Here is a 25,498-nt window from a genome sequence, read left to right on the forward strand (position 1 = left end):
TGTGCTGTGCGGCTACGCGGCGAGCTTCGACAGGGCCGCGTCGATGCGGGTCAGGGACTTCTCCTTGCCCAGGATCTCCAGGGACTCGAAGAGGGGCAGGCCGACCGTGCGGCCGGTGACGGCGACGCGGACCGGGGCCTGGGCCTTGCCGAGCTTCAGGCCGTGCTCCTCGCCGGCGGCCAGGACGGCCTCCTTGAGGGACTCCGGGGACGTCCAGTCGGCGGCGTCGAGCTTGGCGCGGGCCGTCGTCAGGAGGGCGGCGGGGTCGCCCTTGCCCATGGCCTTCGTCCAGGACGCCTCGTCCTCGACCGGCTCCTTGAGGAACAGGAAGTCGACGTTCTCCGTGATCTCGGAGAGGACCTTGATGCGGGTCTGCGCGTGGGGGGCGATGGCCTCCCAGGCCGCCTCGTCGAAGTCCTCGGGCGCCCAGTTGGCGTGCGGGGCCTTCAGCCAGGGCTCGCAGGCCGTCGCGAACGCCTTCACGTCCAGCATGCGGATGTGGTCGGCGTTGATCGCCTCGGCCTTCTTCAGGTCGAAGCGGGCCGGGTTGGCGTTCACGTCCGCGAGGTCGAACTTGGCGACCATGTCCTCGATCGAGAAGACGTCCTGGTCCGCGGAGAACGACCAGCCCAGGAGGGACAGGTAGTTCAGCAGGCCCTCGGGGAGGAAGCCGCGCTCGCGGTAGAGGTTCAGGGACGCCTGCGGGTCACGCTTGGAGAGCTTCTTGTTGCCCTCGCCCATGACGTACGGGAGGTGGCCGAAGGCCGGGGTCTCCTTGGCGATGCCCAGGTCGGCCAGGGCCCTGTAGAGGGCGATCTGGCGCGGGGTCGAGGAGAGCAGGTCCTCGCCGCGCAGGACGTGGGTGATCTCCATCATGGCGTCGTCGACCGGGTTCACCAGCGTGTAGAGCGGTGCTCCGTTGGCGCGGACGATGCCGTAGTCCGGGACGTTCTCCGGCTGGACGGTGATCTCGCCGCGGACCAGGTCCGTGAACGTGATCGCCTCGTCGGGCATGCGGAAGCGGACGATGGGCTTGCGGCCCTCGGTGTCGTAGGCGGCACGCTGCTCGGCGGTCAGGTCGCGGCAGTGGCCGTCGTAGCCGGACGGCTTGCCGGCGGCGCGGGCGGCGTCGCGGCGGGCGTCCAGCTCCTCCGTGGAGCAGTAGCAGTAGTACGCGCGGCCCGCGTCCAGGAGCTTGGCCGCGACATCCTGGTAGATATCCATGCGCTGCGACTGGCGGTACGGCGCGTGCGGGCCGCCGACCTCGGGGCCCTCGTCCCAGTCGAAGCCCAGCCAGCGCATCGAGTCGAGGAGCTGCTCGTACGACTCCTCCGAGTCGCGAGCCGCGTCGGTGTCCTCGATGCGGAAGACCAGGACGCCCTCGTTATGCCGGGCGTAGGCCCAGTTGAAGAGAGCGGTGCGGACCAGACCCACGTGGGGGTTGCCGGTCGGCGAGGGACAGAAACGTACGCGTACGGGAGTCGCGTTAGCCACGCTTGATCACCTTGTTGGTGAGAGTGCCGATGCCTTCGATGGTGACGGCGACCTCGTCGCCGACGTTGAGGGGGCCGACCCCTGCCGGGGTGCCCGTGAGGATGACGTCGCCCGGGAGCAGCGTCATGGCCTCGGAGATGTGCACGATCAGGTCCTCGATGGAGCGGACCATGTCGGTCGTACGCCCCAGCTGGCGCTGCTCGCCGTTGACCGTGCACTGGATGGTGAGGTCCGAGGGGTCGAGCTCGGTCTCCACCCAGGGGCCGAGCGGGCAGGAGCTGTCGAAGCCCTTGGCCCTGGCCCACTGCTTCTCGCGCTGCTGGACGTCACGCGCGGTGACGTCGTTCGCGCAGGTGTAGCCGAGGATGACGTCACGGGCGCGCTCGCGCGGGACCTCGCGGCACATGCGGCCGATGACCACGGCCAGCTCGGCCTCGTAGTGCACCTCCTGCGAGAAGGAGGGGTACGCGATGGCGTCGCCGGGGCCGATCACCGAGGTGGAGGGCTTGAAGAAGGCGACCGGGATGTCGGGGACCTCGTTGCCGAGCTCCGCCGCGTGCTCCGCGTAATTGCGGCCGATGCCCACGACCTTGTTGGGGAGCACCGGGGGCAGCAGCCTGACCTTGCTCAGCGGGACCTTCGTGCCGGAGAGCTCGAAGTCCGCGAACGGGATGCCCTTGATGATGTCGAGGACGAGCCCATCGGTCGTTCCGGGGGCACTTTCGCCCTCGACCGCGCCGAAGGCGACGTTACCGTCGATGGAGAACCTGGCGATGCGCAAGAGCGGTGCCCTTTGCTGGAGGGAGAGTCTGACACCCCAGGCTAACGTGGCGTCGTACGGCCAGGCCTCCTGCGCCCCGCGGCTTCGCCCCCCCCGTCAATCGCGCTGCGCGCTCGTCCTCAAACGCCGGCCGGGCTGCATTACACGCCGGCCGGGGTGAACTCCTCCGGGGCGTCCATCAGGATCGTGCGCTTCGGGTTGGCCGTCACCGTCGGGAGTTCCGTCGCGTGGTCCGGCTGCTCGGCGGCCGGGGCGACCTCCTGTGCGTCCGTGAGGTGGGCGAGGGTGGTGCGGCGCGGGTTGGCTATGTTGCGGAACATCGCCGACTTCACAGTCTTCATCTGCTGTTCGGGCCCTGTCAGTTGAGGCGTCCTGGGGAGGACGCGGGTTGTCGGATTCGCCATCCCTGTAAAGCGTCAGGCTAAACATCCAATTCCCGGCCAAAGCCCGGATGAGGCCCTGATCTTGATGTGAGTTTGCTCACGACGGAGCGGGCAAATAGGTCAATTCCGGCTCGTGGAGGCCTTGTTGGAATCGGACATTGCGCCACTGAAGCCATCATTCCGCTCCCGATCATGAACACTGGGACACCCCCTACCCCTGGCTTTCCTGGGTGCAATCGACCGTTTTGCCCCGGATCACTTTCTACGTCTCGTGACGCGCCACTCACGCCTAGTCACGGAGGTCGCGACGCGACACACGGGCCTTGTTGGAGATCCTGCACTGTGCTGGAATTCCCGGGACCGCCGCGGGATCGAACCGGCGCGCAGGGGCGCAACGCAGCGCCGAGTGGCGGCGGGAAAGGGGAGCCAGCGCCGGTCACTCACGACCACCATGGGGCGCTCTGCGCCCCACGACGCCGACACCGTCCCGCCGTTTGTGCGGAGGGACGCCTGGTCCAGAGGTTGCGACGCTAGTGCAGGGACGTTTCAAGAGGGATGGCAGCAGCGCTGCGGCAGAGCCGGAGCGCGGCGGGACCGACCGCGGCTCCTCGGCCCAGCACGCCCAGAACCCCGGGCAGGCACCGTCCGGCGACAACGGCCGCGGGGCCGCCGGCGGCGTGAGCCTGCCCACGGCCACCGCGACATCGGGCGGCACGACGGGCACCGTGAAGGCGCCCACCGGCCCCGGCTCGCGAATAGCCCTGCGCAACTGGCGCATCTCCACCCGACTGGTCTCGCTGCTCGCGCTCCCCGTGATCACCGCGACCTCCCTCGGTGCGCTTCGCATCAACGAGTCCATGGACGAGATCCAGCAGCTCAACAACATGAAGCTGCTGACCGACATGACCAAGCGCGCCACCGAGCTGGCGTCCGCGCTCCAGGAGGAGCGCGACCGCTCGGCAGGCCCCCTCGCGCACGGCGCGAACGCATCGGACTACGTGGTCAAGGGCTCCCGGCAGAAGACCGACCGCGCCTACAACCGCTTCCTGCAGGAGACGCAGGACCTCGACAACACGGACGGCGACAAGGGCCTCCTCGGCGTCCGCGCCAACACCGTCGAGATCACCCAGCAGCTCCAGCAGATCAACAAGGTCCGCAAGGACGCCTACAAGGACGCGAACTCCACCTCCCAGACGGTGGACGCCTACAGCCAGCTCATCGACCAGCTGCTCTCGCTGTCCTCGGACATGGCGCAGGCGACCAGCAACCCGGACATGATCCAGCGCACCCGCGCCCTGACGGCCTTCTCCTCCGCCAAGGAGTACGCCTCGGTCCAGCGTGCCGTGATCGCCGCCTCGCTTCCCGCGGGCGACAGCACGTTCGGCAAGATCTCCGAGACCGACCGCCGCTACGGCTGGTCCGCGCTCGACAAGGAGAACTCGAAGCTGGATGCCTTCAAGGGCATCTACGCCGGAAACCCGGACGAGCTGACCAAGCCCATCGACGGCGGCAACTCCTCCATCAAGGGCGCCGACTCCTACGCCAAGCGTGTGCTTGAGCAGGAGGGCGGCATCAAGCTCCAGGACAAGCGTTCGTACAAGGACTGGGTGGACGCCGACACCACCAAGATCGACGCGATGTCCAAGATCGAGCTCACGCTGCTCAACGAGATGGAGCAGAAGGCCCGCGAGCTGCGCAACGAGTCCGAGCAGGCGGCCATCCTCAACGGTGCGCTGATCCTGCTCGTCCTCGGTGTCTCGCTCGTCGGCGCCTTCGTCGTGGCCCGGTCCATGATCCGCTCGCTGCGGCGCCTCCAGGACACCGCGACCAAGGTCGCCCAGGACCGGCTGCCCGAGCTCGTCAAGCAGCTCTCCGAGGCCGACCCGCAGGACGTCGACACCTCCGTCGAGTCGGTCGGTGTGCACTCCCGGGACGAGATCGGCCAGGTGGCCGCGGCCTTCGACGACGTGCACCGCGAGGCCGTCCGCCTCGCCGCCGAGCAGGCGCTCCTGCGAGGCAACGTCAACGCGATGTTCACCAACCTCTCGCGCCGTTCGCAGGGCCTCATCCAGCGTCAGCTCTCGCTCATCTCCGAGCTGGAGTCACGTGAGGCCGACCCCGACCAGCTCTCCTCGCTGTTCAAACTCGACCACCTCGCGACCCGCATGCGCCGTAACGGTGAGAACCTCCTCGTTCTCGCCGGTGAGGAGCCCGGCCGCCGGTGGACCCGGCCCGTCCCGCTCGTCGACGTGCTGCGTGCCGCCGCGTCCGAGGTGGAGCAGTACGAGCGCATCGAACTCTCCGCGGTGCCGACGACCGAGGTCGCCGGACGCGTGGTCAACGACCTCGTGCACCTGCTCGCCGAGCTCCTGGAGAACGCGACGTCGTTCTCCTCGCCGCAGACCAAGGTCAAGGTCACCGGTCACGCGCTGCCCGACGGGCGTGTGCTGATCGAGATCCACGACACCGGCATCGGCCTCTCCCCCGAGGACCTCGCCGCGATCAACGAGCGGCTCGCGTCGCCGCCCACCGTGGACGTCTCGGTCTCGCGCCGCATGGGTCTGTTCGTGGTCGGCCGTCTGTCGCAGCGCCACGGCATCCGCATCCAGCTCCGTCCGTCGGACTCCGGCGGCACCACCGCGCTCGTCATGCTGCCCATCGATGTCGCCCAGGGCGGCAAGAAGGCGCCGAACAAGCCCGGTGCGCCCGGTCCCGGCCAGGGCGGTGGCCCGGTCGCCGCGCAGGCCTCGGCCGGTGCCGCGGCCGCGCGCCGTGGAGTCGGTGCCGGAAACGGCAACGGGAACGGGAACGGTGCGCCCAGCTCAGCGGGACGGCTCGGTGCCGGTCCGCCTCGTGGTCAGGTGACCGGGACGGGTCCGCGCGCCGCGCTGCCCTCGCGTGACGCGGGGCCGCGAGCCGGTTCGCCGTCCGCTCCCGCGGGCCCCGCCGGCCAGCTGCCTCCCCGGCAGGGACCGCCCGGACAGGGCTCCGGTGCCCCGGCCTCCACCGGTGGCAGCCTCTTCGAGGGCGGCCAGGGCGGCCAGGGCGGACAGGGCGGTGGCCGCGGTCAGGCTTCCGCGCCGCAGCCTCCCGTACCCCAGCAGCGGACGAATCCGGTGCACCCCGCAGGACCCGCGAACGACTCCGGGGACCAGGGGCGCAGGCCGCAGCTGCCGCCGCGCGGTGGTCCGCGTGCCGAGCTTCCCGGGGGCAACCCGCAGCCGCGCGTGCCCAGTTGGAGCGACGAGAACGCGCAGCCGCAGATCTCCCGCGAGCCGTTCGACACCCCGCGTGGGCACGAGGAGCCGGAGTCCACCGGACAGTTCCCGCACCCCTCGGCCGGCGCAGCCGCGCAGGGCCCCGGTTCGACCGCCGAGTTCCAGCGGCCCGACTTCAACGGGCCGCCGCCCGGCACGGGCTCGCCGCAGAACGCGGGCCAGCAGGGTGGGCAGGGCCAGGGTCAGGGTCAGCAAGGCCAGCAGGCCACCGGTCAGTTCGTCCGCCCGGACGTCTTCGGCGGCCAGGACAACTCCTCCGGCACGGGCCAGTTCCAGCGCCCCGGCACCAGCGCCCCCGGCTACAACGGCGGGGCGCCCGGCGCCGGTGCGCCGCAGCAGCGCGGTGGCCGTGACGCGGGCGACATGCCCCGCCGTGGTCAGGGTCCCGGTCAGGGCCAGGGTCAGCAGGGCCCCGCCGGTCAGGGGCAAGGTCAGGGTCAGGGCGGTCCGCTCGGCATCCCGCCGGTGCCGCAGCAGCCCTCGCAGACTCAGCAGAACCAGCTGCCGCAGCAGCCCGCGCAGCCGGAGGGCCTGCCGCCCGCCGGTCCCGGCGACGGCCGTACCCCGCTGTTCGACACGCTGGAGACCAACTGGTTCCAGCAGCAACAGCAGCAGCAAGGGCACCAGGGTCCGCAGGGCGGCGACCGCTCCCCCGCGCCCGGCGCGCCCGAGCAGCAGCAGCCCCAGCGGCCGCAGCGACCGCACTCCTCGTCGCCCTCCGCGCCTCTCCCGTCGAGGCCGGGGACGCAGGGCTCGCAGACACCGCAGCAGCCGCAGCACCCGGCCGCGCCCCAGCGCCCGTCCGGAGCACCCGCCCCCGCGTCCAACGGAACCGGCGGCGGGAACATCAACAGCGTCACCAACGGCAGCGCCTCCTCCTGGCGCACCTCGCCCAACGACGAGCTGGGCCGCCAGGCCGAGCGCGTCCGGCAGCCGTCCGCCGGTGGCGTCACCACATCCGGCCTGCCGCGCCGCGTCCCGCGAGCCAACCTCGTCGCGGGCACCGCACAGCAGCAGCAGGACAGCACAGGTCCGCAGGTCTCGCGTGCGCCCGATGACGTGCGCGGCCGGCTGACGAATCTCCGTCGGGGCATCCAGCAGGGTCGCCAGGCCGGTACCGGCCAGACCGGCAGCTTCCCCACTCACCAGCAGGAGCGTTAGTTGAGTCCGAGCCAGGCGGCACAGAATCTGAACTGGTTGATCACGAACTTCGTGGACAACACCCCCGGGGTGTCCCACACCGTCGTGGTCTCCGCCGACGGCCTTCTTCTGGCGATGTCCGAGGGCTTCCCGCGTGACCGCGCCGACCAGCTGGCCGCGGTCGCGTCGGGTCTGACCTCCCTCACCGCCGGGGCCTCGCGGATCTTCGAGGGCGGCGCCGTCACCCAGACCGTGGTGGAGATGGAGCGGGGGTTCCTCTTCCTCATGTCGGTCTCCGACGGTTCGTCCCTCGCCGTGCTCGCGCACCCCGAGTGCGACATCGGCCTCGTCGGCTACGAGATGGCACTGCTCGTCGACCGCGCGGGCGCCGTCCTCACCCCGGACCTCCGGGCCGAACTGCAGGGCAGCCTGCTGCACTAGCTCTCTCCATCGGCCGCCCCACCGACCGAACGTACTGACCACCGTCCGGCCAACCTGGTGCCCCCCACCGGCTCTATCAGACGGCACGCAGACCACCTGCTGTCCCGCCCGGAGGATCCATGACCCCGCCCAACGCCTCTCACGATCCGTACGGCTCTCAGGCGTCGTACGGCTATGAAGGCGACCAGCCGCTGGTGCGTCCTTACGCGATGACCGGCGGCCGGACCAGGCCCCGCTACCAGCTCGCGATAGAGGCGCTGGTGAGCACGACGGCCGACCCGGCGCAGCTGATGGGGCTGCTCCCCGAGCATCAGCGCATCTGCCACCTCTGCCGCGAGGTCAAGTCGGTGGCCGAGGTGTCGGCCCTGCTCTCCATGCCGCTCGGCGTGGCCCGGATCCTCGTGGCCGACCTGGCCGAGGCCGGGCTCGTCGCCATTCACCAGCCCGGCGGCGACGAGAACGCCGGCGGTCAGCCTGACGTGACACTGCTCGAAAGGGTGCTCAGTGGACTTCGCAAGCTCTAGCAGCGGCGGCTCGGGCCGCTCCACCACCAGCGCGAAAATCGTGGTGGCGGGCGGCTTCGGCGTGGGCAAGACCACGTTCGTCGGAGCGGTCTCTGAGATCAACCCGCTGCGCACCGAGGCCGTCATGACGTCCGCCTCCGCGGGCATCGACGACCTCACCCACACCGGAGACAAGACCACCACCACGGTGGCCATGGACTTCGGCCGCATCACCCTGGACCAGGACCTGATCCTGTACCTCTTCGGTACACCCGGTCAGGACCGCTTCTGGTTCATGTGGGACGACCTCGTCCGCGGCGCCATCGGCGCGGTCGTGCTCGTGGACACCCGCCGTCTCGCCGACTGCTTCCCGGCCGTCGACTACTTCGAGAACAGCGGCCTGCCCTTCGTCATCGCCCTCAACGGCTTCGACGGCCACCAGCCCTACACCCCCGATGAAGTGCGCGAAGCTCTCCAGATCGGTCCCAACACGCCGATCATCACCACCGACGCCCGACACCGTGCGGACGCAAAGAGCGGCCTGATCACGCTGGTCGAGCACGCACTTATGGCACGACTCAAGTAGACGAGGCAGTACGGCAGTTACCGTAGATTCCACAGAGCGGTCTGTGTCCTTTGACACGGGTGGCCGCTCTGTTCATAACGTTTCGACAGAGAATTCGCCCGGGCGCCGACACGCGTCGCGGTCATTCGGTGTCGCTGCGCGCACGAGAGCCCCGCCTTTTGGCGGGGCTCGCTCTTTTTGACCGTTTTATCTGAGGCTTACACCACTCGGAACTTGCGCTTCCCACTGTTTGGTAGAGGACCCCCTGACGTGCTGGAATGCGCTGAACTGCCCAGTAGCACGGGCCTTGGAGACGACAGCGGGACCGGTGTAGGTCCCGCCGCCGAGAGGTTGTTGGTCGAGTGAGGCGAAGCAAGCCGAGCCCCGCACCGCCGCATACGCGGGATACGCGGGGCAACTTCACCCCGCCGCCGCGCACAGCGGCGTCCCCCACCGATGTGCAGGGCATGGAGCCGCCGGCGCCCACCGGCGGCAGAATGTCCCCGCGCAACTGGCGCGTGCCGACCCGACTGAACGCGATCCTCCTCATACCCGTGCTGGTCGGCCTCGTCATGGGCGGCTTCCAGGTCAAGGGCTCGATCGACACCTGGAGCGAAGCCCAGGACGCCGAGCACACGGCCCGCCTCGTGCAGGCCTCGCTGAACTACGGCAACCGCCTCATCGAGGAGCGCGACCTCTCCGCGGCCCCGCTGCTGCGCGGCAAGAAGAACGACCCGGTCGTCGTGAAGGCCCGCAAGGCCACCGACAAGGCCGCTGACGAGTTCGACGCCGCCGCGGAGAACATGCCGCAGAAGGAAGGCCTCAAGCGCCGCCTCGACGGCTTCCACAAGGTGGAGCCGGGTCTGCAGGCGCTGCGCCAGGCCGCGTACACCTCCAAGCTCTCCGGCGCGCAGACCGAAGAGGGCTACGTAGCCATCCAGCACCCCCTGATGGAGTTCGCCAACGAGCTCGGTCTGGGCACCGGAAACATCACCAGCTACGGCCGTACCGTCTACGCGATCTCGCTGACCAAGGCCGCGCTCTCCCTGCAGCGCTCCCTCGGCACGCACCTGCTGGTCAAGCCCGGCCCCACCGCCACCAGCCTCGCCAAGCAGCGGGTCGCGATCTCCTCGTACGCCTACCTCGAAGGCATCGCCATCGAGGAGTACACGGGCGGTGGCACCCCCGGTGACGTCGCCAAGCTGGAGGCCGCGAAGAAGCAGCTGAAGGCCGACGGCGAGAAGCAGGCCAAGCAGGCCGCGGCCGCCGCGAAGGCAAAGGGCGAGACGTTCGTCCCGCCGCCGTCGTCCGAGGCGATGGTCGCCGCCATGGCGCAGCTGCAGTCCACGCAGCCCAGCGCCCGGGTGGCACTGGCCGGCAAGGGCATCACCCCCGAGGCCTGGTGGGCCACCACGTCCGCCAAGTTCGACGCGTACCGCACCATCGAGTCCGACCTGGCCGACAAGGCCGTGACCGAGGCGTCGGACATCGCCGCTGACGCCCAGCGCAACGCGTACATCACCGGCGCCATCGTCGTGATCGCGCTGCTCGCCGCCTTCATCCTGGCCGGGCTCATGGCCCGCCAGATGTCCCGCGCGATGCGCCAGCTGCGCACGGCCGCCTTCGGCATCGCCGAGCAGCGCCTGCCGATGCTGGTCGACCAGCTCTCGCGCACCGACCCGGGCCGCGTCGACACCCGCGTACAGCCCATCCCGATCTCCTCCACGGACGAGATCGGCGAGGTGGCACGCGCCTTCGACCAGGTGCACCGCGAGGCCGTCCGGCTCGCCGCCGAGCAGGCCCTCCTGCGAGGCAACATCAACGCGATCTTCACCAACCTCTCGCGCCGCAACCAGTCCCTGATCGAGGGCCAGCTGACCCTCATCACCGACCTGGAGAACAACGAGGCCGACCCGGACCAGCTGGAGAGCCTCTTCCGCCTGGACCACCTGGCGACCCGTATGCGACGCAACGGCGAGAACCTCCTGGTCCTCTCCGGCGAGGAGCCCGGCCGCCGCTGGGACCAGCCGGTCCCGCTGGTCGACGTGCTGCGCGCCGCCTCCTCCGAGGTGGAGCAGTACGAGCGCATCGAGCTCTCCGGTGTCCCCGAGGCCGAGATCCACGGTCTCGCCGTGACCGACCTCGTGCACCTGCTCGCCGAGCTCCTGGAGAACGCCACCACGTTCTCCTCGCCGCAGACCAAGGTCCGCGTGACCGCGACCCGTCTTCCCGACGGCCGCATCATGATCGAGATCCACGACAAGGGCATCGGCCTCACCGCCGAGGACTTCGCGGACATCAACCACAAGCTGGCCAACCCGCCGACGGTGGACGCCGCGATCTCCCAGCGCATGGGCCTGTTCGTGGTCGGCCGCCTCTCCGACCGGCACGGCATCCGCGTCCAGCTCCGCCCCTCGGGCGAGCAGGCCGGCACGACCTCGCTCGTCATGCTCCCCGACGGGATCACGCACGGTGGCGGCGGCGAACACCAGCTGCCCGACTCCGAGTTCACGGTCTCCTCGATCATGCCGGAGCAGCACGCCCCGGAGCAGCCCGCCTTCCACCACGAGCCGATGCGCACGGCGGCCGAACTGGGCTTCGACGACAGCCGTTACAACGGCGACGCCGCCGACTCCCAGGAGCTCGACCCCGTGGGCCGCTCGCTGATGCGTGAGGAGCGGCGTGCCGCCCTGGAGGCGCAGGCGCAGTCCGGCGACGGACGTCCGCTCTTCCGTGACGAGAGGGAGCCGCAGCAGCAGGGCTTCGACCAGCAGCAGGGCGGTTACGACCCCGCGTACGGTCAGCAGGCCCCGGCGTACGACGAGTACAACCAGGGCCAGGGCGCGCAGCCGGCGTACGACGACGCGTACTACCCGGCGCAGGACGGCTACCAGGACGCCCCCTATACGGAGGCCGGTCACGACGATCACGCCGCTCGTACGGGTGCCGTGTCCGAACCGTTCGTGGCCTATCCCGACCGCTCTCACCAGGACGACTGGCCGACGCGTGACGGTTACGACGACAACTCGGGTGCGTATCGGACCGAGTACTCTCCGGAACCGGAATCTGGCCCGGTGGCTCCCGCGAACGGCGCCGAGCGCGTAGGCTTCGAGCGTCCCGGACCCGGCCCGTCCGCAGTCCACGACACGACCGCCGCGGGTCTCCCGCGCCGCGGGTCCACCGGTGCGACCGGCAGCGGCCCGGCCCCGGCAGACACCGGAAACGGCGGTGCCGGACTGTTCGGCGACGCCGGGAACGGCGACAACGACAGCAGCCGGCGTTCGTCCAACGACGACCGCTGGCAGCGCGCCGAGTCGCTGAAGGAGCCCAAGGCGGGTGGCGTCACCCCGTCCGGTCTCCCGAAGCGGGTGCCCAAGGCCAATCTGGTCGAGGGCACGGCGGAACAGACCCCACAGGGAGGCCCTCAGGTCTCCCGCGACCCCGAGGACGTTCGGGGTCGGCTGAGCAACCTGCGCCGCGGCGTCCAGCGTGGACGCAACGCAGGCAGTGACACCACGAATGGCCAGGGCTTCGGCTCTGACAGCACCTACAACCAGGAGCGTTAGTGTGAGCCCGATGAGCCAGGCGGCGCAGAACCTGAACTGGTTGATCACCAACTTCGTGGACAACACCCCTGGGGTGTCCCACACGGTGGTGGTCTCCGCCGACGGACTCCTTCTGGCGATGTCCGAAGGCTTCCCCCGCGACCGTGCCGATCAGCTCGCGGCCGTCGCATCCGGTCTGACCTCCCTCACCGCCGGGGCCTCCCGGATCTTCGAGGGCGGTTCCGTGACCCAGACCGTTGTGGAGATGGAGCGAGGATTTCTCTTCCTTATGTCCATCTCCGACGGCTCTTCGCTGGCCGTACTGGCCCACCCAGATGCGGACATCGGTCTCATTGGGTACGAGATGGCACTTCTTGTCGACCGTGCCGGCACCGTACTCACGCCCGACCTGCGTGCGGAGCTGCAGGGGAGCCTTCTCAACTAGTAGACGTACGGTGCGTTTTCGCGTCCCGTGGCCGTAAGGTTTCGGGACGCGGCTCCAGAATGATGGTGCCCGGCACAGTCGGAGGAGGAGTACGTGGCAGGCTCAGGAACACCCCCGGACGGTTCGTCATCGGCCAACTGGTCGCCTGGTCACGGCCAGGGTCAGGGACCGCACGACGGGGCACCCAACCGTTACAACTTCCCCTCCGCGCCCAGCCAGCACCGCAGGCCTTACCAGCAGCCGCAGCAGCCGGGCCCCCGCCAGAGCCCGTACGAGCAGCCTCATACCCCCAGGATCCAGCCAGTGCAGCCACAGCGACGCGCCCCTGAACCGGCGCCCGCCGCGAGCAACCCCCTGGTGCGCCCGTACGCCATGACGGGCGGCCGCACCAGGCCCCGTTACCAGCTCGCCATCGAGGCGCTGGTGCACACCACCGCACAACCGCACCAGCTCCAGGGCCAGTTGCCCGAGCATCAGCGGATCTGCAATCTGTGCCGCGAGATCAAGTCAGTCGCTGAGATCTCGGCACTTCTCTCCATTCCTCTCGGCGTCGCCCGGATCCTCGTAGCCGACCTGGCGGAGGCCGGACTTGTCGCCATCCATCAGCCGGGCGGCGACGAGTCCGCCGGCGGCCAGCCAGACGTGACACTGCTCGAAAGGGTGCTCAGTGGACTTCGCAAGCTCTAGCGGCGGAGCAACAGCCCGCTCCACCACCAGCGCGAAAATCGTGGTGGCGGGCGGCTTCGGCGTGGGCAAGACCACGTTCGTCGGAGCGGTCTCTGAGATCAACCCGCTGCGCACCGAGGCCGTCATGACGTCCGCCTCCGCGGGCATCGACGACCTCACCCACACCGGAGACAAGACCACCACCACGGTGGCCATGGACTTCGGCCGCATCACCCTGGACCAGGACCTGATCCTGTACCTCTTCGGTACACCCGGTCAGGACCGCTTCTGGTTCATGTGGGACGACCTCGTCCGCGGCGCCATCGGCGCGGTGGTCCTGGTCGACACGAGGAGGCTCGCCGACTGCTTCCCCGCCGTCGACTACTTCGAGAACAGCGGCCTGCCCTTCGTCATCGCCCTCAACGGCTTCGACGGCCACCAGCCGTACACGCCGGACGAGGTGCGCGAAGCTCTCCAGATCGGGCCGGACACGCCGATCATCACGACGGACGCGCGGCACCGCGCCGACGCGAAGAGCGGCCTCATCACGCTCGTGGAGCACGCGCTGATGGCACGGCTGCGCTAGCGGCTTCTGACTTTACGTCGATGGGCCTCGCACTCTCAGGTGGTGCGGGGCCCATCGTGTTTCTCTGCGGGCGCGTCCGCAGCACGGCACAGGGCCCCGCACCAGTAGTGGTGCGGGGCCCTGTCAGTTGCCGTGCGGCGGGGCTCAGCCCTGCCAGCTGTGCGGGGCGCGGAAGCCCGGGGTGCGCTCCAGGCGGCGCCAGCCGGCCCTGTCGCGGCCTCGGCGGGGCGTGGGCGCCTGCGCGGTGGCGGCGGCGCTACGGGCCAGCAGGATCGCGGTGATGGCGGCGACCTCTTCGGGCTCGGCGTGGCCCTTCTCGACGCGGATGTCGGGAGTGTTCATGTGCAGCGTTCTCCTTGTGGGCTACTGCAGGATTACTGCGGGGGGTTGCCGTGCTTGCGGGACGGCAGGTCAGCGTGCTTGTTGCGGAGCATCGCGAGGGAGCTGATGAGCACCTCGCGGGTGGCGGCGGGGTCGATGACGTCGTCGACCAGGCCTCGCTCCGCGGCGTAGTAGGGGTGCATCAGCTCGGCCTTGTACTCCTTGACCATCTTCTGCCGCATGGCCTCGGGGTCCTCGGCCGCCGCGATCTGCCGGCGGAAGATGACGTTGGCGGCGCCCTCGGCGCCCATCACCGCGATCTCGTTGGTGGGCCAGGCGTAGGTCAGGTCGGCGCCGATGGACTGGGAGTCCATGACGATGTACGCGCCGCCGTAGGCCTTGCGCAGGATCAGCGAGATGCGCGGCACGGTGGCGTTGCAGTAGGCGTAGAGGAGCTTGGCGCCGTGGCGGATGATGCCGCCGTGCTCCTGGTCGACGCCGGGCAGGAAGCCGGGCACGTCAAGGAGGGTCACGATCGGGATGTTGAAGGCGTCGCACATCTGGACGAAGCGGGCGGCCTTCTCGGAGGCCTCGATGTCCAGGACGCCGGCCAGGGACTGCGGCTGGTTGGCGACGATGCCCACCACCTTGCCGTCCAGGCGGGCCAGGGCGCAGATGATGTTGCGGGCCCAGCGCTCGTGGACCTCCAGGAAGTCGCCGTCGTCGACGAGCTCCTCGATGACCTTGGCCATGTCGTACGGGCGGTTGCCGTCCGCCGGGACCAGGTCAAGCAGGACGTCCGAGCGGCGCTCCGCCGGGTCGTCGGACTCGTGGGTGGGCGGGTTCTCGCGGTTGTTGGAGGGCAGCATCGCGATGAGGTAGCGGACCTCGGCGAGGCAGGTCTCCTCGTCGTCGTAGGCGAAGTGGCACACGCCCGAGGTCTCGGCGTGCACGTCCGCGCCGCCCAGACCGTTCTGGGTGATCTCCTCGCCGGTCACCGCGCGGACCACGTCCGGGCCGGTGATGAACATCTGCGAGGTCTCCCGCACCATGAACACGAAGTCGGTGAGCGCCGGGCTGTAGGCCGCGCCGCCCGCGCACGGGCCGAGCATCACGCTGATCTGCGGGATCACGCCCGAGGCCTTGGTGTTGCGCTGGAAGATCCCGCCGTAGCCGGCGAGCGCGGAGACACCCTCCTGGATACGCGCGCCGGCGCCGTCGTTCAGCGAGACCAGCGGGGCACCGGCCGCGATGGCCATGTCCATGATCTTGTGGATCTTCGTGGCGTGCGCCTCACCGAGCGCGCCGCCGAAGATGCGGAAGTCGTGCGCGTAGACGAAGACCGTGCGGCCCTCGACCGTGCCCCAGCCGGTGATGACACCATCGGTGTAGGGCTTCTTCGCCTCCAGGCCGAACCCGGTCGCCCGGTGCCGGCGCAACTGCTCGACCTCCTGGAACGACCCCGCGTCGAGCAGCAGCTCGATCCGCTCACGCGCGGTCAGCTTGCCCTTGGCGTGCTGGGCCTCGGTCGCCTTCTCACTCGGGCCACGCAGCGCCTCCGCACGGATCGCGTGCAGCTCTGCCACGCGCCCACGCGCGTCGGTGGGCTCGCCCTCGGGAGAAGAAGCGGTGTCGTCCAAAACGGTCATGTAGTGACCTTACGAAGGGGGCCCATAGAAACGGACCGTCGACTTTGAACAGTCTCCGGCCCGTTTTCCTGGCACCCCCGAACAGAAGCTCACTCCAGTGCGCCCGAAGTGACTGCTCAGAGCCATGTCCGGCTGTAGGGATTCCACAAAGCGTCACGTGAGAGACACCTCACAGTCGGCTCTCCTCTTCGCGTGATCGCGGCAACACGCTCCGCTTTATGTTGAATATTGAACCGAATCGCGTTAGAGTCAATCTCGTTGAACATTCAACAGACAGATCCCCCGTAGCTCGCAGCTCGGCCTCCCCGGTCGCAGCTCGTCCCCTAGGAGCAGTCATGGGTCTCTTCGGCCGCAAGAACGAAACCGACACCGCAACCGCCACTGCCACCGCCACGACGAACGCCCCGGTCAACCCCGAGCTGGCGGCCCTCACCGGTGAGTACGCGATCGACCCCTCGCACACGTCGATCGGCTTCGTCGCCCGCCACGCGATGGTCACGAACGTCAAGGGCTCCTTCACCGACGTCGCCGGCACGCTGCACCTGGACGGCACCGACCCGTCAGCGTCGACGGCTTCCATCGACGTGCAGATGGCGAGCATCGACACCGGCAGCGCCGACCGTGACGGTCACCTGAAGAGCGCGGACTTCTTCAAGATCGACGAGTTCCCGGAGATGACCTTCCGCTCCACCAAGGCGGAGGCCCTTGGCGGCGACGACTACCGCATCACCGGTGACCTGACGATCCTCGGCACCACAAAGCCGCTCTCCATCGACCTCGAGTTCAACGGCTCCGCCACGGACCCCTTCGGGAACGAGCGGGTCGGCTTCGAGGGCAAGGCGGAGATCCTGCGCTCCGCGTGGGGCCTCACGTGGAACGCGGCGCTGGAGACGGGCGGGGTGCTCGTCTCGGACAAGATCAAGCTGAGCTTCGACATCTCCGCGATTCGTTCTGGCTCCTGAGCCTTGGGCCCTTCTCCGTGCCGCCGCTTCGCGACGGATGCTTCCCACCCACCCACCCACCCGATTACCCGGGGTGGGTGGGTGGTCTCGTTGCAGCCGGTTACGCCCAGTCGGGGCTGCGGCCGAGGTAGCGCAGCAGTTCGGCGGCTTCTCCCTTCGCCGGGCCGCCCTCCTCTTCCGTCAGTGCCGGGGCGAAGGCGAAGCCTCGTACGGGCTCGACGATTTGGCGGGCCACCTCCAGGAGGGGGCGCGCCAACTCGGGTGTGAGCGGGGAGGGTTGGCCGGTGGCCACTGCCATGTCCCACGCGTGGACCGCCGCGTCGAGGGCGCAGGCACCCACGCCCAGGGCGGCCGTCATGGTGCCGGGCGGCAGCGGCACCCGTACCTCTTGGGCCGTCGCGTCGACCTTCGCCCACGCGTCGGCCGCCGCGGCGAGCGCCGGTTCCAGTACGGCCCGAGGGGAGTCCGTCAGCTTGCCCGAGGGTGCGAAGGGGTTCTCCGCGGGGCCGGGGCCTCCGGTGAGGGACGAGGCGTAGCCGAGCTGGTCGCCCGCCGCGTGCTGCAGTACCTGGGTGACGTTCCACTCCGCGCAAGGCGTCGGGCGGTCCCAGTCCCCGTCGCTTACCCCTCGGACGGCAGCACGGAGTGCCGCGTGGGCGCTGTCGAGCAGGGGCCAGGTGGTGGTGTTGTTCGTGCCGTGCTCGCTCATCTCGTCCCGCTTCCACTCTCGGGATGTGCCGGACCAGCTCACCTTGCCCTAGAGCGCGGTCCAGCTTCTAGCGTCGGGCGCATGACCACACAGAAGCACCAACAGCACCGGATCGGCAGCGGGTTCGGCGCCCTGAGCACGGCGGACGACGTGCTGGACGGCATCGACCTCTCGGGCAGGACCGCGCTGGTCACCGGCGGCTACTCGGGGCTCGGCCTGGAGATCACCCGGGCGTTCAGCCGGGCGGGCGCGCACGTCATCGTCCCGGCGCGCAGGCCCCGTGTCGCCGAGGAGGCCCTGCGGGGCACCGAGCGCGTGGACGTGCGAGGCATGGATCTTGCGGACCAGGACAGCGTCCGGCACTTCGCCGAAGGCGTCCTCGCGTCGCACCGCACCCTCGACATCCTCGTCAACAACGCGGGCGTGATGGCCTGCCCCGAGACCCGCGTCGGCCCGCACGGCACCTGGGAGTCCCACTTCGCGATCAACCACCTGGGCCACTTCGCCCTGGTCAACCTCCTCTACCCGGCGCTGCGTCACGGCACGGCACGGGTGGTGTCCGTGGCCTCCTCCGGCCATTTCCTCTCCGACATCCGTTGGGCGGACCCGCACTTCCGCGAGGGGTACGACCGTTGGCTCGCCTATGCCCAGTCCAAGACGGCGAACGCGCTCTTCGCCGTGCACCTGGACTCCCTGGGCGCCGGAGGCAGCGGGCCGCGGGCCTTCGCCGTCCATCCCGGCAGCATCCTCACGCCCCTCCAGCGCCACATCCCCCGCGAGGAACAGATCGCGCAGGGCTGGGTGACCGCCGACGGCACACCTGCGCAGGGCTTCAAGACCCCGGCGCAGGGCGCGGCCACCGCCGTGTGGGCCGCCACGTCACCGCTGCTCGACGCCCATGGCGGCGCGTACTGCCAGGACTGCGATGTCGCGGAGCCCGCCATGACGGAGGACATGCTGATCGGCGGCGTCAAACCATGGGCGACGGACCCCGAGGCGGCGGCCCGCCTCTGGCAACTGTCCGCCGGACTCACGGGGTTGGGGGCGGGGCTGACGGCGTGATCGGGCAATCGGGCCGGGTGAGCCTGCCTTGCTGTCTGGCACCATTGCGGGCATGAGCCCCGACCCGCACCAGTGGATCACCATCGCCGCGTACGAGAACGTGCGCGGCTGCCCGGCGCCGTTGGCCGCTGTCCGCGCTTGACTGCGTGAGCGGGGCATCGACTGGATGCCGTTCGCGCCGGACGAGATGTACGGGGACCTCATGTGCGGCCCCGGGCCCGACGGCCACTGGCACGGCTCTTACGTGATTCACGTGTGGGCCGACGCGCTCCGCCCGCTGGGCCTGCACCCGAGTCAGCCCACGTCCCGCGTCGTCGGCCCCTCGCCACCGCGGTGGTGGCACGCGGCGGCGGAACGGCGCGGCGCGAGACCCTAGGGCCGGACGGACGCGGTGTGGGTCAGGATCGCTTCCGCGAGGGGGCCCTGGACCGCCGGGGGCAGTGCGTGGCCCATCCCCGGGATCTCCACCAGGTGCGCGGTGCCGCCGCCGACGACCTGGGCCAGGTGGTGCGGATGCGGGGGCGGGAACACCGGCTCGGCCGGGGCGGAGACGACGAGCGTGGGGACCTTCGTCTCGGCCAGTGCGCCGGTGCGGAGCATGTGGGAGTCGTCGGCCCGGGCGTGCGCCGTCGAGGCGGTGTGGGTGCCGGTGTGCTCGATGATGCGGCGCTCCAGGTCACGGAAGTACGCGTCGTCCGCATCGTTCACGCCGTCCGCGTCGAGTTGGCGGCCGTTCAGGACGCGCCAGTGCTCCACCCTGCGGTCCAGTTCGGCCTCAAGGCCCGCGTCCTCCACCGGGCGGGACCACAGCTCCAGGACTTCCGGGGCTATCCCGGGGAGTTCGGCCACGGGGACCTCGGTTCCGTCCGGGGCCGCGTACGGGGTGTCGCTGAGCGCGCAGGTGCCGATCAGCGTGGCGCTGAGGACGCGCTCGGGATGGTCGGCGAGGACCAGCTGGGTCAGCATGCCGCCGAGGGACATGCCTACCAGATGCGCGCGCTTCACTCCCAGGGCGTCCAGGACCGCTACGACGTCCTGCGCCAAGTCCGTGATGGGGTAAGGGTGTTGGTCGAAGGTGGAGGTGGAGCGGCCCGTGTCCCTGTGGTCGTAGCGGATGACCTGATGCCGGGTGGCGAGATCGTCGGCCAAGGTGTCGGGCCAGCCGAGACCGGAGGCCTGGGCGCCCATGATCAGGAGCAGGGCGGGGGCCTCGGGGTCACCGCGCCGCTCCGTCCACAGCTTGGTGCCGGGGGCGACTTCGACGTACTGCTGCTGACGTTGCCGCTGCCATTGCTGCCGTTGCCGCATGGGGATACCTCCAGGGTGACGCATACCTAACGGGACGAGACGTATCGTCTCGTGAGCTGGGTGAAACGTCAACCCTGCCTGGCCCCGCCCCCGGCCCTAGAACCCGCCCCCGAAGTCCCCGCCACCGCCGAAATCGCCGCCGCCCCCGAAGTCGCCGCCCCCTCCGAAGTCCCCGGGGTCGAAGTCCGAGCCCGAGTAGTCGCCGCCGTCGTAACCGGCGCCGCCGCCGAAGTCCCCGTACCCCGAGCCGTAGTCCGCCGCGTACGCCGGGCTTGCCATCATTCCGCCCAGCATCGTGCCGACGAGCAGGCCCGGCAGCAGGCCGCCGCCGAAGTAGCCGCCGGCCCAGGGGCCGTAGGCGGGGCCCGCCTCCCAGTACGGGCGGCGCTCCCCCGAGTCCGTGGCCACCGTCCGCGACATCGGCTCCTCCCCGTCCGCGAGGCGCGTCGCGTCCGCCAGGCACACCGGGACCGTCCGCTCGGCCCCGCCCGGCGGCGCCCACGGGGCGTCCTTCACCGAGGGGCCGTGGCGCGGGTCGAAGAAGCACGGGGCGCGGCGTTCCGGCAGCGGCCGTCCCTCCCGGCGCGCGGCCAGCAGGGCGAGCGAGAAGCGGCCGTCCTCCAGGGACTGGGTGACGGCCCGCACCTGCTCGGGCCGCTCCGCAGCCGCCATGAACGACTTCGCGTTCTCGTACGAGTCGAGGGCCCGTTCGTAGTCCGCGCGCATCGCGTCGTCCGCTCCCGCCTCTGCGGGGTGGAAGTCGAGCCGGTCAAGCTCCTCGCCGTACGCCGTGATGTCCTCGTCCACCACGACCCGCAGCTTCTCCAGCGCGGCCCGCTGCTCCTCGGCCTTCCGCCGCCGGTTGCGCCGGACCACCGCGTACGTGACCGCGCCTCCCGCGACCAGCACCGCGCCGATGCCGATCAGCGCACCCGTGGACGAGTCATCGCCGGAACCGGAGCCGCCCCAGGAAGCGGGCGCCGTGCCGCGGGCGTCCTTCACCGCCTGGTCGACGAAGGCGTTGAGCTGGGTGTTCGTGTCCGCCACGCCGCCGTAGGTCGTGACGATGTTGGAGACGGCGGCGTTGCTCAGGACCTGCCGGTCGGCCTTCGCGTCGAACCTGTCACCGAGCCTGATTCCGTACACGCCCGTCACGCCGGTCTCGGTGCGCAGCTTCTGGAAGAGGTCCTGGCGGGGGAAGTCGGTGGGCAGCACCGCCACGAACACGGGCTTGTCGGCGTCCTTGATCTTTTCCGCGAGGGCGTTCGCCTCGACCCCGGACAGCTGGTCCGAGGCGGCCGGATCCACGTACACCGGGCTCTTCTTCCAGGCGTCGGCCACGGCCGGGACACTGGTGGCGGCCGCGGCCCCGGGCGCCGCCGTGAACGACACGGCACCCAGGGACACGAGGAGCCCGGACAGCGCGACAAATATTCGCTTCGCCCCAATACTCATACTTCGAAGCTAACTCAGTCGGGCCCCCGACGGCGGTCGACGACCGCCTCCGCCGGACGTCCTACTCGACCGGCTCGACGCCCGCCCGCAGCAGTCCGTAGGTGTACGCGTCTTCCAGTGCCTGCCACGACGCAGCGATGACGTTCTCCGCGACGCCCACCGTCGACCACTCGCCGTCACCGTCACTGGTGGAGATCAGTACCCGGGTCGTGGACGACGTGCCGTGCTTGCCCTCCAGGATGCGGACCTTGTAGTCGACGAGCTCCATCTTGGCGAGCTGGGGGTAGATCCGCTCCAGGCCGACCCGGAGCGAGCGGTCGAGCGCGTTGACCGGGCCGTTGCCCTCCGCCGTGGCGACGATGCGCTCGCCCTTGGCCCACAGCTTCACGGTGGCCTCGTTCGCGTGCGTGCCGTCGGGCCGGTCCTCGACGATGGCCCGCCAGGACTCGACGCGGAAGTAGCGCCGGGCGCGGCCCTCGACCTCTTCGCGGAGCAGCAGCTCGAAGGACGCGTCGGCGGCCTCGAACGTGTACCCCTTGAGCTCGCGCTCCTTGACCCGCTCGACGACCCGGCCCACCAGCTCCCGGTCGTCGCCCAGGTCGATCCCGAGCTCCTTGCCCTTGAGCTCGATGGAGGCGCGCCCCGCCATGTCCGAGACCAGCATCCGGATGCGGTTGCCCACCAGGTCCGGGTCGATGTGCTGGTAGAGATCCGGGTCGACCTTGATCGCGGAGGCGTGCAGGCCCGCCTTGTGGGCGAAGGCCGAGACGCCCACGTACGGCTGGTGCGTGGAGGGGGTGAGGTTCACGACCTCGGCGATGGCGTGCGAGACGCGGGTCATCTCGCGCAGCGCGCCCTCGGGCAGGACCTGCTTGCCGTACTTGAGCTCGAGGGCGCCGACGACGGGGAAGAGGTTGGCGTTGCCGACCCGCTCGCCGTAGCCGTTGGCGGTGCACTGCACGTGGGTGGCGCCGGCGTCGACGGCGGCGAGGGTGTTGGCGACCGCGCAGCCGGTGTCGTCCTGCGCGTGGATGCCGAGCCGGGCGCCGGTGTCCGCGATCACGGTGCCGACGATCGCCTTGACCTGGGCGGGGAGCATGCCGCCGTTGGTGTCGCACAGGACGACGACGTCGGCGCCCGCCTCGGAGGCCGTGCGGACGACGGATTTCGCGTACTCGGCGTTGGCGCGGTAGCCGTCGAAGAAGTGCTCGCAGTCGACGAAGACGCGCCGCCCCTGGTCGCGGAGGTAGGAGACGGTGTCGCGCACCATCTCCAGGTTCTCCTCCAGGGTCGTGCGCAGGGCGAGCTCGACGTGCCGGTCATGAGCCTTGGCGACCAGCGTGATGACCGGGGCGCCGGACTCCAGCAGGGCGTTGACCTGCGGGTCCGATGCCGCCGAGCCACCGGCGCGGCGGGTGGCGCCGAAGGCGACGAGCTGGGCGTGCCGGAAGGTGATCTCTTGCGATGCGCGGGCGAAGAACTCGGTGTCGCGGGGGTTGGCGCCCGGCCAGCCGCCCTCGATGAAGCCCACGCCGAAGTCGTCCAGGTGCCGGGCGATGGTCAGCTTGTCCGCGACGGTCAGGTTGATTCCCTCACGCTGTGCTCCGTCGCGCAGCGTGGTGTCAAAGACGTGGAACGAATCGTCGGGTGTGCTGGTTTCCGTCATGCTGATCTGGCTCCTGTGTCGGATCTCGGTCTACCGGAATGACCGGCTCCACCGCCTCAATGATCCCTCGCGCTCCGCGTCCGGCTGATGTTGGGCCTGGAAACGAAAAAACCCCTCGTGGGTACGAGAGGTTTGCGCGCGGGTCGAGAGACGACGGTGTCCGCCCGTACATGGTGGTACGAGACGGTCACTGCGGACCGGCGCGCCTGCTGCCAATAATCATGGCGAACGAGAGCACGGTCGCAGCCTGCCACAGCCCGCACACACCGCGCTGCCCCGTCTCACGATGCGGGCGCGCCTGGACGGTCCGAGCACCACGACGCGGGCGGCGCGTGGATGCGCCGCCCGCACGCCGTAGGGCCGTGTCAGCGCACGTGACGCACGAAGACGTCCCGCGCGCCATTGGTGTCGTCCGGCACCAGATTCGTGGCGTCCGAGGTGAACGCGACGGTCCGGGCGTCCGCACTGAGCCCGTAGTGGGACACGGCGGAGTCGGCGTCGCCGCCGCCTTGCGGCACGTCCACGCGCTGGTTCTTGCCGGTGCGCAGATCGCGTACGTAGAGGGAGGCGCTGCCGGGATCGCCGGCGACGAGACCCGAGGCGCTGGAGACGAACACGACGCGGCGGCCGTCCGGGGTGATCTTGGCCTCGATCGAGTTGCCGTCCGGCTGGCTGCCGTCGGCGGCGTACACGATCCGCTCGATGACGTCGGTGCGCAGGTCGATGCGGAAGACGTCGTACTTCTCGTTCGTGTCGCCGGGGACCAGGTCGCCGGAGCGCGCGGTGAAGACGCCGTACCGCCCGTCCCTGGTCAGCGAGTTGACACCGACCTCGCGGTCGGCGCCGGACGGCGTGAGGTCGAGACGCCTGCTCTGGCCGGTCTTCCTGTCGTAGAGGTAGGTGCGCCCGTCCAGGCCGGGGCGCTGCTGGCCCATCGAGTAGGCGATGTGGCTGCCGTCGGCGCTCACGGTGAACTGCGAGATGAAGTACGAGGAGCTGGCCGCGCCGGTGACGATCTCGCTGATCCGCTTGGTGGTCCCCTTCTCGCGGTCGCGGACGTACACGCCGCTGTTCATCCCGTCCACGTAGTCGCCGTTGTCCTTGAGCGACGAGACGAACGTGACGTACCGGCCGGTCTCGCTCGTCTCGGCGGCCGTCGTGCTCTGCCCCTCCACCGGCTTGTCCGCGTCCGAGAGGCTGACGAGCTCGGTCCGCTTCGTCTTGAGGTCCCGCACATAGATGCCGCTGTAGTACTCGCCTTCTTCGTACGTGACGGCGGCGAACGTCACGTAGCGGCCGTTGTCGCTGATGGTCGGCCGCTGGCTCACGAAGTCGGTGAACTCGGCGCCGGAGTCCTGCACGCTGACCCGTTCGACCGTGCCGTGCTGGAGGTCGCGTACGTAGACGTCGGGCCAGGTGTCGGTGTCGCCGGGCGCGAGGTTCTTCGCTTCCGAGGAGAAGACGACGTACCGCCCGTCGGCGCTGACGTCCGGGTACTCCGACGCCCCGTCGGCCTGCGCTCCGTCCCCCGCGACGCTGACCCGCTCGGTGCGGGGCGTGTCGGCGGCGCCGGGTGCGGCAAGGGCGGCGGGCAACGTTGTGGCCGTGACGGCCGCGACGAGTGCGGCGGCCGTCAGGGCGGCGCGGCGCTTGGTGCTGTGCATGGTCAAATCCCCCGTGTTTTCTCGGTGTTGATGGCATTCGTGGCGTGCGGGGCCGGTGCCTGGCCACTGCGTGCAATGTCTGTGATGCGCGAGATGGCCCGATGGTTGCGGTGCGCCGCCGGGTCAGTGGATGTGGCACAGGAAAACCACCAGGAGGCGCACAATACGCAGAAATGCGTACAGCCTGGACGGGGGTATTTGAGTCCTACGGGTTCTACGGGCCGTACAGGTCCCCCAGCCCCCCGGGTCCTATGCGCCGGAGGTGAGCGCTCCGTCCAGGAACTCCCGTACGTGCGCGAGGATTTGTTCGCGTCCTGTGCCGCGCAAGCCGATCGCCACATGGATGGAGAACCCGTCGAGCAGCGCCCGCAGCCGGGCCGCGAACCGGTCGGGGTCCAGGGCCCCGAACTCGCCCCGCGACACCCCTTCGGCGAGCAGCGCCACCAGGTCGCGGTGCCAGGCGCTCTCGATGGCGACCTGCCGGTCGCGCTCGTCGTCGTCGGCGTTCAGCGAGCGGTTCCAGACCTCCAGCCAGAGCGTCCAGTGGGGGTCGCCGGGGGCGTCGGGGACATACAGGTCGACGTACGCGTCGAGCCGCTCGCGGGCCGTGCCCTGCCGGGCGAGCAGCCGGCCGCGCTCGGCGCCGAGCGCGGACTCGCTCCACTCCAGGGTGCGCAGGAGGAGCTCGTCCTTGGTGCGGAAGTAGTAGAGGAGGTGGCCGCTGCTCATGCCGACCTCACGCCCGAGCGCGGCCATGGTCAGCTTCTCCAGGCCGCGCTCGGCGATCATCTCCATGGCAGTGGCCAGCACGTCCTCGCGCGGTGGTGCGTTCTTCCGGCGGGCGGCCTGGGCCACGGGGACTCCTGCGGTTACTT

At 70.0% G+C, this 25,498-nt stretch carries 21 protein-coding genes; 10 read left to right on the forward strand and 11 right to left on the reverse strand.

Going from position 1 to position 25,498, the window contains the following annotated elements; translation table 11 throughout:
• Positions 1–12: 12 nt before the first annotated feature.
• From gltX to AB0E78_RS28590, 3 genes are all read right to left on the reverse strand, one after another.
• The gene (gene gltX, locus AB0E78_RS28580) at positions 13–1,494 is read right to left on the reverse strand and encodes a glutamate--tRNA ligase (RefSeq protein ID WP_361838153.1); all 1,482 of its coding nucleotides are present in this window, start codon (positions 1,492–1,494) and stop codon (positions 13–15) included.
• The gene (locus tag AB0E78_RS28585; protein ID WP_361838156.1) at positions 1,487–2,275 is read right to left on the reverse strand and encodes a fumarylacetoacetate hydrolase family protein; all 789 of its coding nucleotides are present in this window, start codon (positions 2,273–2,275) and stop codon (positions 1,487–1,489) included. Before AB0E78_RS28585 ends, gltX begins: the two co-directional genes overlap by 8 nt.
• 140 nt (positions 2,276–2,415) lie before the next feature.
• Positions 2,416–2,616 carry a hypothetical protein gene (locus AB0E78_RS28590; protein ID WP_361838480.1) on the reverse strand — a complete coding sequence of 67 codons (201 nt, stop codon included), beginning with the start codon at positions 2,614–2,616 and terminating at the stop codon, positions 2,416–2,418.
• Positions 2,617–3,191: 575 nt separating this feature from the next.
• Between AB0E78_RS28590 and AB0E78_RS28595 the strand changes: the two genes are divergently transcribed.
• From AB0E78_RS28595 to AB0E78_RS28630, 8 genes are all read left to right on the forward strand, one after another.
• Positions 3,192–7,097 (forward strand): nitrate- and nitrite sensing domain-containing protein, encoded by a 3,906-nt coding sequence (locus AB0E78_RS28595; RefSeq protein WP_361838159.1) that lies wholly within the window; start codon positions 3,192–3,194, stop codon positions 7,095–7,097.
• On the forward strand, positions 7,098–7,517 hold the full coding sequence (locus tag AB0E78_RS28600; protein WP_098244998.1) for a roadblock/LC7 domain-containing protein: 420 nt from the start codon (positions 7,098–7,100) through the stop codon (positions 7,515–7,517). It abuts the gene before it with no gap.
• 119 nt (positions 7,518–7,636) lie between these two features.
• Positions 7,637–8,041: a DUF742 domain-containing protein gene (locus tag AB0E78_RS28605; protein ID WP_160507411.1), complete on the forward strand. Its 405-nt coding sequence runs from the start codon at positions 7,637–7,639 to the stop codon at positions 8,039–8,041.
• Positions 8,022–8,606 carry an ATP/GTP-binding protein gene (locus AB0E78_RS28610; protein WP_361838163.1) on the forward strand — a complete coding sequence of 195 codons (585 nt, stop codon included), beginning with the start codon at positions 8,022–8,024 and terminating at the stop codon, positions 8,604–8,606. Before AB0E78_RS28605 ends, AB0E78_RS28610 begins: the two co-directional genes overlap by 20 nt.
• A 446-nt stretch (positions 8,607–9,052) precedes the next feature.
• A complete protein-coding gene (locus AB0E78_RS28615; protein WP_361838166.1) occupies positions 9,053–12,151 on the forward strand; it encodes a nitrate- and nitrite sensing domain-containing protein in 3,099 nt (1,032 codons plus the stop codon).
• Between the two features lie 10 nt (positions 12,152–12,161).
• Positions 12,162–12,575, forward strand: a complete 414-nt coding sequence (locus AB0E78_RS28620) for a roadblock/LC7 domain-containing protein (RefSeq protein ID WP_135330751.1) — start codon at positions 12,162–12,164, stop codon at positions 12,573–12,575.
• A gap of 93 nt (positions 12,576–12,668) precedes the next feature.
• Positions 12,669–13,262, forward strand: coding sequence for a DUF742 domain-containing protein (locus AB0E78_RS28625; RefSeq protein WP_361838169.1), 594 nt, complete (start codon positions 12,669–12,671; stop codon positions 13,260–13,262).
• Positions 13,243–13,827: an ATP/GTP-binding protein gene (locus AB0E78_RS28630; RefSeq protein ID WP_190084708.1), complete on the forward strand. Its 585-nt coding sequence runs from the start codon at positions 13,243–13,245 to the stop codon at positions 13,825–13,827. Before AB0E78_RS28625 ends, AB0E78_RS28630 begins: the two co-directional genes overlap by 20 nt.
• Before the next feature lie 144 nt (positions 13,828–13,971).
• On the opposite strand, the gene AB0E78_RS28635 is transcribed toward AB0E78_RS28630, so the two are convergent.
• Entirely contained in the window at positions 13,972–14,169 is a 198-nt protein-coding gene (locus AB0E78_RS28635) for an acyl-CoA carboxylase subunit epsilon (protein ID WP_361838172.1), read from the reverse strand.
• Positions 14,170–14,201: 32 nt separating this feature from the next.
• Positions 14,202–15,797 (reverse strand): acyl-CoA carboxylase subunit beta, encoded by a 1,596-nt coding sequence (locus AB0E78_RS28640; RefSeq protein ID WP_361838175.1) that lies wholly within the window; start codon positions 15,795–15,797, stop codon positions 14,202–14,204.
• Between the two features lie 335 nt (positions 15,798–16,132).
• Between AB0E78_RS28640 and AB0E78_RS28645 the strand changes: the two genes are divergently transcribed.
• Complete coding sequence (locus AB0E78_RS28645; RefSeq protein WP_361838178.1) at positions 16,133–16,759, forward strand: YceI family protein; 627 nt, start codon at positions 16,133–16,135, stop codon at positions 16,757–16,759.
• 100 nt (positions 16,760–16,859) lie between these two features.
• Here AB0E78_RS28645 and AB0E78_RS28650 read toward each other — a convergent pair whose 3' ends face one another.
• Positions 16,860–17,468 carry a TIGR03086 family metal-binding protein gene (locus AB0E78_RS28650; RefSeq protein WP_361838181.1) on the reverse strand — a complete coding sequence of 203 codons (609 nt, stop codon included), beginning with the start codon at positions 17,466–17,468 and terminating at the stop codon, positions 16,860–16,862.
• A gap of 81 nt (positions 17,469–17,549) precedes the next feature.
• Between AB0E78_RS28650 and AB0E78_RS28655 the strand changes: the two genes are divergently transcribed.
• Positions 17,550–18,530, forward strand: coding sequence for an SDR family NAD(P)-dependent oxidoreductase (locus AB0E78_RS28655; RefSeq protein ID WP_361838184.1), 981 nt, complete (start codon positions 17,550–17,552; stop codon positions 18,528–18,530).
• A 372-nt stretch (positions 18,531–18,902) separates the two neighbouring features.
• Here AB0E78_RS28655 and AB0E78_RS28660 read toward each other — a convergent pair whose 3' ends face one another.
• The 5 genes from AB0E78_RS28660 to AB0E78_RS28680 form a co-directional block, all read right to left on the reverse strand.
• Positions 18,903–19,838 (reverse strand): alpha/beta hydrolase, encoded by a 936-nt coding sequence (locus AB0E78_RS28660; RefSeq protein ID WP_361838187.1) that lies wholly within the window; start codon positions 19,836–19,838, stop codon positions 18,903–18,905.
• Between the two features lie 96 nt (positions 19,839–19,934).
• The gene (locus AB0E78_RS28665) at positions 19,935–21,293 is read right to left on the reverse strand and encodes a hypothetical protein (protein WP_361838190.1); all 1,359 of its coding nucleotides are present in this window, start codon (positions 21,291–21,293) and stop codon (positions 19,935–19,937) included.
• A gap of 61 nt (positions 21,294–21,354) precedes the next feature.
• On the reverse strand, positions 21,355–22,959 hold the full coding sequence (gene cimA, locus AB0E78_RS28670; protein ID WP_361838192.1) for a citramalate synthase: 1,605 nt from the start codon (positions 22,957–22,959) through the stop codon (positions 21,355–21,357).
• 365 nt (positions 22,960–23,324) lie between these two features.
• Complete coding sequence (locus AB0E78_RS28675; RefSeq protein ID WP_361838195.1) at positions 23,325–24,623, reverse strand: hypothetical protein; 1,299 nt, start codon at positions 24,621–24,623, stop codon at positions 23,325–23,327.
• Between the two features lie 249 nt (positions 24,624–24,872).
• A complete protein-coding gene (locus tag AB0E78_RS28680) occupies positions 24,873–25,418 on the reverse strand; it encodes a TetR/AcrR family transcriptional regulator (RefSeq protein WP_361838483.1) in 546 nt (181 codons plus the stop codon).
• Positions 25,419–25,498 lie beyond the last annotated feature (80 nt).

Origin of the sequence: Streptomyces sp. NPDC032198 (assembly GCF_040636975.1) — a bacterium.
Taxonomy (GTDB): Bacteria; Actinomycetota; Actinomycetes; order Streptomycetales; family Streptomycetaceae; genus Streptomyces.

Coding starts and splice junctions, on each gene's coding strand:
- AB0E78_RS28590 (WP_361838480.1), bottom strand. CDS start 2,616: ATGAAGACTGTGAAGTCGGCGATGTTCCGCAACATAGCCAACCCGCGC.
- cimA (WP_361838192.1), bottom strand. CDS start 22,959: ATGACGGAAACCAGCACACCCGACGATTCGTTCCACGTCTTTGACACC.
- AB0E78_RS28620 (WP_135330751.1), top strand. CDS start 12,162: ATGAGCCAGGCGGCGCAGAACCTGAACTGGTTGATCACCAACTTCGTG.
- AB0E78_RS28675 (WP_361838195.1), bottom strand. CDS start 24,623: ATGCACAGCACCAAGCGCCGCGCCGCCCTGACGGCCGCCGCACTCGTC.
- AB0E78_RS28615 (WP_361838166.1), top strand. CDS start 9,053: ATGGAGCCGCCGGCGCCCACCGGCGGCAGAATGTCCCCGCGCAACTGG.
- AB0E78_RS28665 (WP_361838190.1), bottom strand. CDS start 21,293: ATGAGTATTGGGGCGAAGCGAATATTTGTCGCGCTGTCCGGGCTCCTC.
- AB0E78_RS28650 (WP_361838181.1), bottom strand. CDS start 17,468: ATGAGCGAGCACGGCACGAACAACACCACCACCTGGCCCCTGCTCGAC.
- AB0E78_RS28640 (WP_361838175.1), bottom strand. CDS start 15,797: ATGACCGTTTTGGACGACACCGCTTCTTCTCCCGAGGGCGAGCCCACC.
- AB0E78_RS28645 (WP_361838178.1), top strand. CDS start 16,133: ATGGGTCTCTTCGGCCGCAAGAACGAAACCGACACCGCAACCGCCACT.
- AB0E78_RS28680 (WP_361838483.1), bottom strand. CDS start 25,418: ATGGAGATGATCGCCGAGCGCGGCCTGGAGAAGCTGACCATGGCCGCG.
- AB0E78_RS28605 (WP_160507411.1), top strand. CDS start 7,637: ATGACCCCGCCCAACGCCTCTCACGATCCGTACGGCTCTCAGGCGTCG.
- AB0E78_RS28660 (WP_361838187.1), bottom strand. CDS start 19,838: ATGCGGCAACGGCAGCAATGGCAGCGGCAACGTCAGCAGCAGTACGTC.
- AB0E78_RS28635 (WP_361838172.1), bottom strand. CDS start 14,169: ATGAACACTCCCGACATCCGCGTCGAGAAGGGCCACGCCGAGCCCGAA.
- AB0E78_RS28655 (WP_361838184.1), top strand. CDS start 17,550: ATGACCACACAGAAGCACCAACAGCACCGGATCGGCAGCGGGTTCGGC.